Genomic DNA, 12,497 nt, shown 5'->3' with positions numbered 1-12,497 from the left:
CAATGACATCACTTATCAGAATCCCTTTTGCTGATTCAGGGGATAAATCAGCCGTGCCTGAAACAGACGCGACCGGTGGCGTAAACATGACGCAGGGGTATGGCCAAGCATACTCACTTGACCCGGCAACCGATCCCAGCGCCAAGCGTATTGAGCGCGAAATGATGAATGGGCTGTTCAACCTGGTGACGTCAGCTATTGGTGAAATACAAGTTTCAGGTGTTACACCATTCATTACCTCAGATGATAACGGTGGTACTCCATATTCGTACATGAAGGGTGCCGTTACATTTTTAAATGGTGTAATTTATCAATCCCTTGCTGATTCAAACACAACGACACCACCCTCATCGCAATGGGCTGAACTGTCAGGTAGTGGAAGATTGATAAACCTAAAAATCTTCAAAGCCTCAGGGATCTATACGGCATCAGCAGGTACAAAAAAAATCATTGTCGAAGTGCAAGGCGGTGGTGGTGGTGGTGGCGGTGCGTCATTGACTGCATCAGGGACGGCAGTTGCATCGGCTGCCGCCGGTGGAACTGCGGGATGCTATGCGCGAGCGCAGTTAGATGCGCCTTCAGGGGGGGTTCCTATTACGGTAGGATCGGGAGGAACCGGTGGCGTTGGAAATAATTCCGGGGGTGGTGGTGGCTTAAGTAGTTATGGGGCATTAGTCACTGCCGGCGGCGGCTACGGTGGTTCGAATATGGCGCAAGATGCTACTCCTGCGATCGTGGTAGCTGCGGCATCAACTCAGCCAGGCGGGAGTGTTCCGGTGGGGGGGAATATAAATTCCAGCACAGCAACAACTCAGTATAATTTTGGCGTTAGGTTGTCAGGGACTGTTGCTAACTCCGGTTCTGGCGGCAGCTCTTCTTTTGGAAATGGTGGTGGTGGATCTGGCGTATCAAATACCCCCGGCGGCGATGCTGCATCATATGGAGCTGGTGGTGGCGGTGCTCGGTCTGCCGGTACAGCGGCTATAACTTTCAATGGTGGTAAGGGCGGAAGTGGTGTTGTGCTTGTATGGGAGTATTCATAATGAGTGATACGTACGCTTTAATTAATATCGATAATATAGTGACTAATATCGTCGTATGGGATGGCGAAGGGGAAATGTTTGACGGTTTTCAAATATATAAAATCGAGGTGGGGGATTTTGTCGGTCCCGGCTATATAGCCACGAGAATCGAAAATAAATGGTTTTTTACTGCGCCCGAAGAAATTACCAATGAATGAAATGGCGCACCATTTGGTGCGCCATGAATGCTAGGGGGAGAAAATTTCTTGTATTCTCTTCCTGTTTTCAAATATCAATGCAGATTTGCATGCTATCAATATGCAGACGGCAGGGGTTATAACAAACGCTAAAATGTCCGAGTGTCCGTTACTGGCTCCGAATCTCATCATTATTGCTAACGTGAATACAAGCACAGGGAAGTGGATAAGATAAAGTGAATATGAATACCTAGCATGAGATCCCAATACATTAACACCAATGTTAGCCTTTAAAGCAGCTAAAAGTAAGAATAAGAATGAAAAGCCAAAATAAAAATTAAAGTACAATCCGACTTTTGTGGTGATGAATTCAATAAAAAATGTTTTTGCTATAAAGGCGAAGGCGGCCGATGCGACTAGACACACTGCAACAGTGTGTCGGAAGCGGGTGATTGTTGGCATTGCAAAGGCCATAAGGAAAGACATTCCCCATACTACTGAAAACAATCTGAATTTAATATGCATATATTGCAATATCAAAAAAAAGCATACAGCCAAAATTTTAACCCAATAATTTCGCACAAATAGAAGTCCCGCAACGGCATAGCACCACACTTCGATTGGAAGACTCCAAAGAGATCCGTTAGACGACACGCCTTGATTGAGAAGATAGTTTGAGAATGTCAGGGTGGAAAAATATTGAGATGGTATGAAATTCAGTGAGTATCCTGGCATTCTTGCCCAAACAGACAGAGGCTTCCCATCTGGCATGTTGAAAACATAAATTGATAACACGGACAAAATAGAAGTTAAAGCAAGAGAGAAAATTAATGGTGGATATATTCTGTAAAACCGCGAGCTAACATAATTACCGATGTCAAAATTGCCACTATTGCGAGTAAGGTTGTTGTTTACAGATAGGCCAATCAGAAAACCACTAAGGACGAAAAAAACCATTACTGAGCTTTGAGCAAAGAATGCTGCAAAAGGGTAGTACTCAGGGTATCTACCACCGAGAAAGATTATATAACAATGTGCAATCATGACCGTAAAAGCGGACAGGGCTCTTAGAGACTCGAGCGTAATTGATTGCTTTTTGGTTAGCTCAAACATTTCGTTCCTTCTCCAGTCAAAGGCTATCTCAAACCACTTGCTAATCCAACTGCTATGCATTCTATAGGGAAGTTGGCTGATCATGAAGTGAGATCACGCCAAAGCGTGTTCACGGAGGCCGTTCACGCTCGCACTACAGGTAATCTCCTAAAGGTTCAGTGGCGTCGCACTGTCCCTTGTGCCATTTTTGTGTCGCACACCCTAAATCACCTTCATTTAACTTTGATCATGTGACATCAACATAAGCAGTGTGAATGCGGAAATGTACATGTAAAACAGCTAGTTAAATGTGAATCTACTAATTCGTAATGCGAAGGTCGCAGTTTTCAATAGACCTTCAGCCCTGAGCAAGTATTGATCTCCATAAAGATAAGAACTACTGTATTTATATACAGCTTGAGTGGGGGTGCATCATGGGATTTACATCCCCAGCAAAAGACTACGCGGAGCGCACTCTTTCCCCAGAGATACTTTGTGGCGTTACTGCAAACAGCAGGATAATCGAGACGGACAACGGCTATGCGGTGATCGAGCCAGCCACAAGCAAGCCGAAAGAGGGGGTTCTGCTGATTCTCTGTGACGGTCGCATGCAATTTGCGAAGCTAATGGGGGCCTCGTTAATTACAGATGACGGAGAGGCTATAGAAGGGACCGCGCTTGAAGACGTCGAGGTTCTCGGTAGAGCGACGTTCTTCATTAACCGAACGTTAGATGATAGCTGCCCGACAATGTGATCAGATTTTGGTAATCAACTCCGCCCCCTGATTCTTCACATTCCCCACAGCGCGCGTAACTGCGTGCCAGATAAACGCTTCGGCCGGAACTGTGCCGTCGGCAATAACCTCCTCAGCTTCTTTCCCTCCAATATCCTGACTCATCCAGGCGCGCGCGGCTTCTGGTGTAAGAACCAGCGGCCGCCGGTCATGAATATCAACTAGCCCTTTATCAGCCGCAGCTGTCACAATCAGAAAGCCCTCCGCTTCATCGCCACGCTCAAACGGTATGCTTCCTATCGCCGCCATGAATATAGGTTTACCGTCAGCCCTGTGAATGAAGTAGGGCTGCTTCTTATCGCCTTCCTTCTTCCATTCAAACCAGCCGTCAGCAAAGCAGATCGCCCGGCCATGTTGCCAGAGAGGCTTAAACATCCGACTGGTGGCCGCAGTCTCAACCCGGGCATTAATCAGAGGTGGTTTATCCCACCACCCTGGCGCGTAACCCCAATGAACAGCATCGAGGTGTAAATGTTCGTCGCGTTCGCTCACCAGAAGCGCTTTGGTGCCGGGGGCGACGTTGAAGCGTCCGATCGGTTCGGGGTCATAGGGAATGTCGCGCTCTGCATCTTCAGCCAGGTAGGCAAGGTAATCTTCGCGTGTCATGGATTGAGAGAAACGTCCGCACATGGTCTCCTCCAGTCGGTCAGACTGAAAGTATAGGGGACGGGGAAAAGTGGTGTGTATCGGTTAAGTCATATGACGGATCTGGGATGACATTTGTGGGGGGGATTTTTGATGTATCGTCAGGAGATATTCGAGAATGGGGCAGGAATGGGGCAGATAAGAACACACAAAGATCTGTTTAGAACGGATTGCGTGGTGAGGCAGTGATGCAACAAACTGAAAAACAACCTGCTCTTGGGCGATCTTCAGTAAGTTTTAAAAAAATACGGCCATAGTAATCATTTGACACCCTTACATTGCGCAAGAAAAAGGGACCCGTGATACGTCGACGTGTCCTGTAGTTATACTTCTATTATAGGACTTATAAATATCCCCTTGAAGTAACGCGGCTTTCGACTGCACAAAATGACACAGGGGGCATTTCGGTTTCGATTGTTTAATCGATGATTTCAAACTGATTTCTCTGGTGTTCACCGCTCCACTACACGCAAATCTAGCGAACTCATTTCGCATTTCATGCGTCATCTGAGTTGCAATGACGGACGTCCCGGGTACGTTAACGAAGGCACAGAAAAAAATATGACATCAGGTAATGAAAAAAGGCGTAGTTTGTAACTCTCAATAAATAAGGATATTTAAATATGAGCTGGGATCCAAGTGAAGCTGTCAGTTATGCCAGAAGACACGCACATTTACATACAACCCATTTTTGCGCCCGCGCTGTAGCTGCAGCGATTAACGCGGGCGGCGTACGCATAGATTCGGCTGATGCGAGAGATTTTGAATACTCGTTAATGAAAGCAGGATTCAGTCAGGTATATGGGGAACCGGTAAAAGGAGACATCGCCGTTATCAATCCCTTCTCTGGCTCCATGTATGGGCATGTATGTATATATGATGGGCAGGGAACATGGTACTCAGACTTTACCCAGCGTTCTATGTACCCTGGCCCGGGTTACCGAAAAGCCGCGCCTGCTTTTAAAATATACAGGCACCCATAATGAGAAACATACTGATAGTACTTCTGCTGACTCCGGCTGTTTCAATCGCCGCCGATGATTTTTCCGCACCAATAAAAAAGGCCATTGAGTTTAACCAGTGGTACATCAAACAAATCGAACAGGATAAATATCCTCTTATGGAGGGGCACGATATTGATCGGTACGTTACCGTCAGTACCCTCAAAAAACTGAGAGCGGCTGAAGGAGACGATGCGCAGTATTACGATGCAGACTATTTTATCCGATCACAATACATCGGGAAGGATTGGGCGCAAAACGTCAAGGCGGTAGCCTCTGGCTATGACCCGATCTGCTTTAACGTGTATGTGTCATACGGGAAAGACAAGAAACACACCGTTATTGACTGCATGATAAAAGAGGGGCGCATATGGAAAATAGATCGCGTCACAAACGCAGACTTTTTGCCTGATATAAAACAGTGACCCACTCGTTTTAGGAATGCAGCTATGCCAGGCGTGTCCTGAATGCCCGAATGGACACCTGGCAGATCAATTCTGGCGACATTAAATTGACAGAAAATGTTTCAGAACGCCGAAATGCGCGTCTCGTCTCTCGACGGCAGGCCGCTGGCTGCCTATTATGAACAGGTTTTGCGAAACGTATGTGACAGGGGAAAGAAGAGAATGCGAGCAGCTTTTTGGGTAGGGTGTGCGGCACTGTTATTATCTGCATGCAGCAGTGAACCAGAACAACAGGCCACGGCGGCACACGTCACGCCAGGTATGCGGGCGGCAATGTCAGACTCAGGTCAGGCTAACTGTGCGATGGTCGGTGGGGCATTATCGGTTGCTCGTCAGCTGGACGGTTCCGCCATCGGAATGTGCGCATTACCCAACGGCAAGCGCTGCAGTGAGCAGTCTCTTGCTACCGGGGCCTGCGCCAGCTACTAATTAGTTCATCAGATCGGCGAGTTTATACACCAGCGAATCGTTGGACGTTCCCAGCGTTAACTGGTCTTCGGTCAGGTCAACCTGCACGCCATCGTGCAGCATGGCGCTGAGCGTATTATCCAGCTGGTTTAGCTGCGGGTCGGTGCACAGCTTTTTGGTCATCGCCATGTTCTTCACTTTCATTCCTCCGTCAGAAAGCTTTCCTTCACCGGTAAACTGATTACACATGTTGCCGGAGATATGCATATCTTCGCCAAAACTCAGCTCCAGTGGCTTCTGACTGGTGACATTTTTCCCATTAAAGCTTTCCAGCACAAAACGATGGTGCTGCAATTGCTCCGGTTGAGTAGTCACATCGCTGGTCGATACACAGCCTGCTAACATCATTCCGGCCGCCAGCAGGGCGACGGTCATTTTAATACTGCTCATTAATCATTCACCAAATAAATAATACAAAATCAGGATGACACTTTAGTGCGGTGAGGGTGAGTGGAGATTGTCTGAAAGTGCTCCCCGTGGCCGGGGAGCAAGAATGGTTAAACCAGCGCGTATCTCATCGACTGCTGGCCCTGATATCCACTGACGGTGTCTGAGCTACGCCGTCAGAGTAGTAAAAAACATTATTCGTGAAGTCGTAAATTTTACCTTTCATGTTTACGCTCACAAGGTTACCAATTTTACTCACGACAGCGTCTTGAGTATTTGCAGTAAGAAACGGTGCAATTTTTGCCAGTTCTTTCAGTGGTGATGCGGGCAACGGACCGGCGAGGTAATAGCGGTATACATCCGATACCGTGGCGTTCCCCCCCTGGTATTTGGTGATATAAAGCCAGGTGTTGTGGTTAAGCTGCCAGGTTGATACAACCGCATCATCATACGGAGGGCCGCCAGGTGACTGCAATAAAGCAAACCAGATTACCAGAACCAGAAGAACCAGCGTCAAGAGCCGGTGAGCCCATTTAATAATCATGCTGTTTGGCATAATCTACACCCTGTTTAATCCACCGCTGATCGTTCGGATCGTCGCCGTGCGGATGAGGTCCATACCACTCTCCCCATTCACGTTCTGATGTTCCTGCACGACTTTGCGCAAAACCGGCACCCATCATTAAAATCTCCTCTGGTATACCCGCTGCAAATCCAGTCGCTCCATAATTAAAATTACCGAGATCTTCCGTCTTTAAGCCACAAATAAGCCGGTATAGCCATAATAATAAATCCCTTTATTAATGTAGGTGATTGTATAAGCCACTAATACATCACTATCTACTCGGGATTGTGCTACACAAGGTGCCATAAGGTAGGTGAATAAAATGTGGGTACATGCGCTCGCGTAAAGTTTATTTTTTTATAAAAACGCAATAAAACCTGTCGTTATATTTACCCGATTACTGTGTCTGAAAGTGCTCCCCGGGGCCGGGGAGCAAGAATGGTTAAACCAGCGCGTTGGGTGTGGTTTCGCCATTATCGATTTGACGCAGGTTTTCCAGCGTGGTCTGCGAAATGCTGGTCAACGCTTCGGCGGTCAGGAATGCCTGGTGGCCGGTAAACAGCACGTTGTGGCAGGCCGACAGGCGACGGAACACGTCATCCTGAATCACGTCGTTGGATTTATCTTCAAAGAACAGATCGCGTTCATTCTCATACACGTCCATTCCCAGCGCGCCAATTTTCTGGTTTTTCAGCGCTTCGATGGCGGCCTGCGAGTCAATAAGCCCGCCGCGGCTGGTATTAATAACCATCACGCCGTCTTTCATCTGCTCGAACGCGCTGTGGTTCAGCATGTGATAGTTTTCTGGGGTCAGCGGGCAGTGCAGGGAAATGACGTCCGACTGCGAAAACAGCGTCGGCAGGTCAACATATTCCACGCCAAGCTCCAGCGCTGCGTCACTTGGATACGGGTCGAACGCCAGCAGCTTCATACCGAAGCCTTTCAGAATACGCAGCGTGGCCACGCCGATTTTTCCGGTACCGACTACGCCCGCCGTTTTTCCGTGCATCGTGAAACCGCAGAGGCCTTCCAGTGAAAAGTTGGCATCACGGGTGCGTTGATAAGCGCGGTGAATACGACGGTTCAGCGACATCATCAGGCCAATAGCATGTTCCGCTACCGCTTCCGGTGAATAGGCCGGGACGCGAACCACGTGCAGGCCCAGCTCTTTGGCCGCATCAAGATCGACGTTGTTAAAGCCCGCGCAACGCAGGGCGATATACTTCACGCCTTGTTTTTTCAGCTCTTCCAGAACCGGGCGGCTGCCGTCGTCGTTGACGAAAATGCAGACGGCTTCACAACCGTGCGCAGTTTTGGCGGTCTTTTCGTTTAAAAGGAAGTCGAAAAATTCAAGTTCAAAGCCAAATGCATCATTAACATCTTGCATGTACTTTTTATCGTACTGCTTTGTGCTGTAAACTGCGATTTTCATAAGACTTTTCTCCTGTGATATTAACGTCACGGTAGCATATTTAAAATAATCATACAAATTTTAAAATTTAGTTTAATCATCAAGTTATAACAAAGAGTGTAGAGCATAACGTGCAGAGGTTTGATGGATTTTCAGGAAGGCCTCAATTGCACCATCTATGCTTAAGCCTGACGGTGACTTTAACGGGTGGGCTAAACATGCCACAATATGCGCCACTTCGGCTTTTAATTACTAAGAATCAGGATGTTAATCGCCCATGAAGGGTACCTGGAAAGCCGCGATTGCGCTACTGCTGTTACTGATCCTCCTGCCGCTGACGCTTCTGCTGACGTTGACGCACTGGGTGCCGACGCTCGCGGGTATCTGGCTTCCGGCCGGAACGCGAATCGCGATAGAGAAAAGCCCCCGCATTACCCGCAATTCAGTGCGAGTGCCTGAGTTGCGTTATCTGGTGGGGGACTGCCAACTCGCAGAGGTCCACGATCTCGAGCTGTCACACCCGAGCCGCTGGCGAGTGCACGTGGGCCAACTCGATATGAATTCCACATGCCTGAGTAAGCTTCCCGAAAGCACGCCGACGCCCGGTGCGCCGCGCAGCCTTGCCGAATGGCAATCGATGCTGCCGAACAGTTGGCTAACTATCGATCAGTTACGCCTCTCTCCATGGGACAAATGGCAGGGAAAACTGGCGATATCATTGACACCATCAATGCAAACGCTGACTTACGACGGTGATGCAGTGCATTTACAGGCCAACATGAAAGGGCAGCAGCTGACCGTTAGCCGCTTTGAAGCCAAAGTTCAGGCCGACGAACCTCCGATTAAACTGGTGGGTCAATTCACTATGCCGTTGGTGCCGGACGGCTTGCCGGTCAGTGGCCATGCGGTCACCACTTTCCAGGTGCCGAACCCCGCCGCGCTGGTAGATGCCGAACTTGAGTGGCACGAAAATCAGGGCCAACTGGTCATGATGGAACGCGGTAATACAGAGCCGCTGCTTGATTTGCCGTGGGAATTGACTCGCGAACGACTGACGATCAGCGACGGCCGCTGGAATTGGCCGTGGCAGGATGGCGTCCCACTGAGCGGTCGCGTCGGCTTAAAAATCGATAACTGGCAACAGGGCATCGAGAAGATGCAGATTTCAGGGCGGCTCAACGTGCTTACTCAGGGGGATGCCGGGAAGGGTAACGCGGTGCTGACCATCGGGCCGGGCACGTTGAGTATGGACCAAAGCGCCATGCCGCTGCAGTTGACCGGCGAAGCCAAATACGACGATCTGGTGCTGTACGCCATTCTTCCGGCTCAGCTCAGCGGCCCGCTAACCGACCCTAAACTCAGCTTTGCGCCGGGTTCTTTGTTGCGCTCACGCGGTCGTATTATAGATTCCCTGAATATTGATGAAATCCGATGGCCGTTAGCGGGTGTGCACGTCAGCAGCGAGGGCATTGATGGCCGTCTGCAGGCGATCCTGCGCGCCCACGAGCAGGAAATGGGGGATTTTGTCCTGCATCTCGACGGCCAGGCCAATAATTTCCTGCCCGATAAAGGCAGCTGGCGCTGGCATTACTGGGGCGACGGACATTTCACGCCGATGCAGGCGCGCTGGGATATGAAAGGCAACGGGGAGTGGCGCGACAGTTCAATCGTGCTTAACAGCCTGTCGACGGGCTTCGACAAACTGCAATATGGCACCATGAACGTCAGTCAGCCGCGGCTGGTGCTTGAGAAGCCGATTCATTGGATCCGCAACGAGCAGCATCCGTCGCTGACCGGCGCACTTTCCCTCGATGCGGGTGAAACGCAGTTCAGCGGCGGCAGCGTGTTACCGCCGTCGACGCTCAAATTCAGCGTTGATGGGCGCGACCCGACCTGGTTCCAGTTCAAGGGCGATCTCCACGCGGCAGACATTGGCCCGATCCGCCTTAACGGTCGCTGGGACGGCGAACGCCTGCGCGGCGAAGCCTGGTGGCCGAAACAGTCGCTGACGGTGTTCCAGCCGCTGGTTCCACCTGACTGGAAAATGAATCTGCGCGACGGCACGCTGTACGCGCAGGTGGCGTTTTCTGCCGCTGCCGGGCAGGGTTTTGAAGCAGGTGGGCACGGCGTCCTGAAAGGCGGCAGTGCCTGGATGCCGGATAATAAATTCAATGGCGTCGACTTTGTCCTGCCGTTCCGCTTCAGCGAAGGCACCTGGGAGCTGGGCACGCGTGGCCCGGTGTCACTGCGCATCGGTGAAATCGTGAACCAGGTGACGGCCAGCAATTTCACGGCGGATTTGCAGGGCAGCTATCCGTGGGATGAACGCAACCCGCTGATGCTCAGCGATGTGAACGTCGACGTTCTTGGCGGCAAGCTTTCGATGCTACAGCTGCGGATGCCGCAGCACGACCCGGCGCTGCTGCGGGTGCAGAATATCTCCTCCAGCGAGCTTATCAGCGCGGTGAATCCAAAGCAGTTTACGATGTCCGGCCCGGTGAGCGGGGCGCTGCCGCTGTGGCTTAACAATGAAAAGTGGATAATCAAAGACGGCTGGCTGACCAACCCCGGCCCGATGACACTGCGTATTGATAAAGACACGGCCGATGCGGTGGTGGAAGATAATATGGTGGCGGGCGTGGCGATTAACTGGCTGCGCTATATGGAAATTTCCCACTCGTGGACCAAAATCAATCTCGATAATCTCGGCCTGCTGACACTGAAATCCAACGTGACCGGCATCAGCCGGGTGGATGGCAAAAGCAGCACCGTGAATTTGAACTATACCCATGAAGAGAACGTGTTCGATCTTTGGCGCAGTTTGCGCTTTGGCGACAATCTTCAGGCATGGCTTGAGCAAAACGCGGTCCTTCCCGACCCGCGCTGCCGGGCAGGCAAGGACTGTAAGGAGCAAGAATGAAAGTGAAAATCGCCATGCTGAGCGGGCTGGCCGCGTTTGGCCTCAGCGGCTGTACGCCGCGCATTGAGGTGGCGGCACCCAAGGAGCCGATAACCATCAACATGAATGTCAAAATCGAGCATGAGATCCACATCAAGGTCGATAAAGACGTCGAAAACCTGCTGAAATCACGCAGCGATTTATTCTGAGGCCGCAGCGATGAAAAAATTACTGTTAATGGCGGTTCTGGGTGTTGGGCTAATCAGCCAGAGCGTGTTTGCGCTGACGCTTGATGAAGCCCGAGCGCAAGGGCGCGTCGGGGAAACCCTGACCGGTTATCTGGCTCCCGTGGCACAGGATAAAGAAACGGTCGCGCTGGTGAAGCAAATCAACGATGCGCGCAGCGAGAGCTATCAGCAGCTGGCTGACAGCAACAATTTACCGGTGGATGAAGTCGCGAAGATGGCCGGGAAAAAGCTGGTTGCGCGGGCGCAGCCGGGAGAATACGTGAAGGGCCTGAACGGAAAATGGCTGAAGAAGTGATCAGCGATTGCGTCTGCGGTACTCGCCGGGCGACACACCAAAGCGCTGGCGAAAGGCAGTAGAAAAATGGCTGTGATCGGTAAAGCCCCAACTGAAGCCGATCCCCGCCAGTTTTTCGTCATCGGTGGCGCTGCGTATCGCTTTAGCGCAGAGATCCAGCCGCCGATTTTTAATGTATTGCGCCACCACAAGGCCTTTATTGGCGAACATCCGGTACAGACTTCTCACCGACATCCCCGTTTCATTGGCCAGCCATTCCGGGCGAAGCATTTCTGACTGAAGGTGGCTGTCTATCAGCTGAAGCACTTTATCAAACTGTTTATCGCGGCGTGACGGTGTCACATCTTGCTGCTGCAAAACCGGGCGCAGCAGGCAGACAATCGCCTCCAGCGCGGCTTCGCTTTCGCTGCCGGAGAGCTCGCGGTTATTCATGCTTTCCTGCAACAGGCGGTGGCTCATCTGAACCATCGGCAAGTTTTTCCCTAAACGCTGAACACAGTGGCTTTCGCCCACGCGCAGCTGCTGTTCGAGCAAACTCCGGGGCAACAAGAGCGAAGTCTGGCGGGAGCGTTGTTGCCAGATAATGGAGCACGGGCGGGAGGCATCGACCAGTGTAATGTCGCCGGGCTGGATAACAGTCTGACGTTCGTTTTGCTCAATGATGGCCTGGCCTTCCAGCTGAAAAACCGTGTAGAACCAGCTGTCGTTGTGTTTGCTTATCTCATTTTTGGTGCGGTAGAGATTAACGTTGGCGGTGGTGACGGTGCTGAGTTTTAGCCCTTGCGCATAGCCGGTTTCCAGATGCCCCGAAAACTCGCCATCCAACGGGCGAGCGGCAAAGGTGCCACACTCCTGGTTTATCTGGGCCAGCCACTGCTGGAACTGCTCATTGCCGGTCATCTGCGCCATTTCCTGCCTCGGTCATTGAAGTGCCAACACATTGTTGCATTTATGTTGCATAAACAAGCCTGTGCTGGTGACTATACGAAAGAACTATCACCGGCGACAG

15 protein-coding genes are annotated in these 12,497 nt (G+C 50.9%); 8 read left to right on the top strand and 7 right to left on the bottom strand.

Annotated features, from left to right (window positions below; translation table 11 throughout):
* Window positions 1-2: 2 nt before the first annotated feature.
* Together A8O29_RS12440 and A8O29_RS12435 are read left to right on the top strand one after the other, a co-directional pair.
* On the top strand, window positions 3-1,043 hold the full coding sequence (locus A8O29_RS12440; protein WP_125353987.1) for a glycine-rich domain-containing protein: 1,041 nt from the start codon (window positions 3-5) through the stop codon (window positions 1,041-1,043).
* Complete coding sequence (locus A8O29_RS12435) at window positions 1,043-1,240, top strand: hypothetical protein (RefSeq protein WP_125353988.1); 198 nt, start codon at window positions 1,043-1,045, stop codon at window positions 1,238-1,240. Before A8O29_RS12440 ends, A8O29_RS12435 begins: the two co-directional genes overlap by 1 nt.
* A gap of 30 nt (window positions 1,241-1,270) precedes the next feature.
* Here A8O29_RS12435 and A8O29_RS12430 read toward each other — a convergent pair whose 3' ends face one another.
* The gene (locus A8O29_RS12430; protein ID WP_174081321.1) at window positions 1,271-2,332 is read right to left on the bottom strand and encodes an acyltransferase family protein; all 1,062 of its coding nucleotides are present in this window, start codon (window positions 2,330-2,332) and stop codon (window positions 1,271-1,273) included.
* Window positions 2,333-2,745: 413 nt separating this feature from the next.
* On the opposite strand from A8O29_RS12430, the gene A8O29_RS12425 reads away from it, so the two are divergent.
* On the top strand, window positions 2,746-3,066 hold the full coding sequence (locus tag A8O29_RS12425) for a hypothetical protein (RefSeq protein ID WP_125353990.1): 321 nt from the start codon (window positions 2,746-2,748) through the stop codon (window positions 3,064-3,066).
* On the opposite strand, the gene A8O29_RS12420 is transcribed toward A8O29_RS12425, so the two are convergent.
* Entirely contained in the window at window positions 3,067-3,735 is a 669-nt protein-coding gene (locus tag A8O29_RS12420; RefSeq protein WP_125353991.1) for an SOS response-associated peptidase, read from the bottom strand.
* 997 nt (window positions 3,736-4,732) lie between these two features.
* Between A8O29_RS12420 and A8O29_RS12415 the strand changes: the two genes are divergently transcribed.
* Together A8O29_RS12415 and A8O29_RS12410 are read left to right on the top strand one after the other, a co-directional pair.
* The gene (locus tag A8O29_RS12415; protein ID WP_125353993.1) at window positions 4,733-5,176 is read left to right on the top strand and encodes a DUF3828 domain-containing protein; all 444 of its coding nucleotides are present in this window, start codon (window positions 4,733-4,735) and stop codon (window positions 5,174-5,176) included.
* A gap of 201 nt (window positions 5,177-5,377) precedes the next feature.
* Window positions 5,378-5,644, top strand: a complete 267-nt coding sequence (locus tag A8O29_RS12410; protein ID WP_125353994.1) for a putative hemolysin — start codon at window positions 5,378-5,380, stop codon at window positions 5,642-5,644.
* Here A8O29_RS12410 and hslJ read toward each other — a convergent pair whose 3' ends face one another.
* From hslJ to A8O29_RS12390, 4 genes are all read right to left on the bottom strand, one after another.
* The gene (gene hslJ / locus A8O29_RS12405; protein WP_166665181.1) at window positions 5,645-6,064 is read right to left on the bottom strand and encodes a heat shock protein HslJ; all 420 of its coding nucleotides are present in this window, start codon (window positions 6,062-6,064) and stop codon (window positions 5,645-5,647) included.
* Between the two features lie 133 nt (window positions 6,065-6,197).
* A complete protein-coding gene (locus A8O29_RS12400) occupies window positions 6,198-6,626 on the bottom strand; it encodes a hypothetical protein (RefSeq protein WP_125353996.1) in 429 nt (142 codons plus the stop codon).
* Window positions 6,604-6,771: a polymorphic toxin type 44 domain-containing protein gene (locus tag A8O29_RS12395; protein WP_246316673.1), complete on the bottom strand. Its 168-nt coding sequence runs from the start codon at window positions 6,769-6,771 to the stop codon at window positions 6,604-6,606. The genes A8O29_RS12400 and A8O29_RS12395 overlap by 23 nt, the downstream gene beginning before the upstream one ends.
* Window positions 6,772-7,077: 306 nt before the next feature.
* On the bottom strand, window positions 7,078-8,067 hold the full coding sequence (locus A8O29_RS12390) for a 2-hydroxyacid dehydrogenase (protein WP_125353998.1): 990 nt from the start codon (window positions 8,065-8,067) through the stop codon (window positions 7,078-7,080).
* Window positions 8,068-8,323: 256 nt separating this feature from the next.
* Between A8O29_RS12390 and A8O29_RS12385 the strand changes: the two genes are divergently transcribed.
* From A8O29_RS12385 to A8O29_RS12375, 3 genes are read left to right on the top strand one after another with little or no spacing between them, the layout of a single operon-like run.
* Window positions 8,324-10,966 carry a YdbH family protein gene (locus A8O29_RS12385; RefSeq protein WP_125353999.1) on the top strand — a complete coding sequence of 881 codons (2,643 nt, stop codon included), beginning with the start codon at window positions 8,324-8,326 and terminating at the stop codon, window positions 10,964-10,966.
* The gene (locus A8O29_RS12380; RefSeq protein ID WP_125354000.1) at window positions 10,963-11,154 is read left to right on the top strand and encodes a YnbE family lipoprotein; all 192 of its coding nucleotides are present in this window, start codon (window positions 10,963-10,965) and stop codon (window positions 11,152-11,154) included. The genes A8O29_RS12385 and A8O29_RS12380 overlap by 4 nt, the downstream gene beginning before the upstream one ends.
* Before the next feature lie 10 nt (window positions 11,155-11,164).
* The gene (locus tag A8O29_RS12375; RefSeq protein ID WP_125354001.1) at window positions 11,165-11,488 is read left to right on the top strand and encodes a YdbL family probable chaperone protein; all 324 of its coding nucleotides are present in this window, start codon (window positions 11,165-11,167) and stop codon (window positions 11,486-11,488) included.
* Here A8O29_RS12375 and feaR read toward each other — a convergent pair whose 3' ends face one another.
* Window positions 11,489-12,397, bottom strand: coding sequence for a transcriptional regulator FeaR (gene feaR, locus A8O29_RS12370; protein WP_125354002.1), 909 nt, complete (start codon window positions 12,395-12,397; stop codon window positions 11,489-11,491). It lies immediately after the preceding gene.
* Window positions 12,398-12,497: the final 100 nt, after the last annotated feature.

Origin of the sequence: Scandinavium goeteborgense (genome assembly GCF_003935895.2) — a bacterium.
GTDB classification, from domain to species: domain Bacteria; phylum Pseudomonadota; class Gammaproteobacteria; order Enterobacterales; family Enterobacteriaceae; genus Scandinavium; species Scandinavium goeteborgense.
The sequence above is the reverse complement of the archived record's forward strand: the minus strand, read 5'-3'. Positions and strand labels throughout refer to the sequence as shown.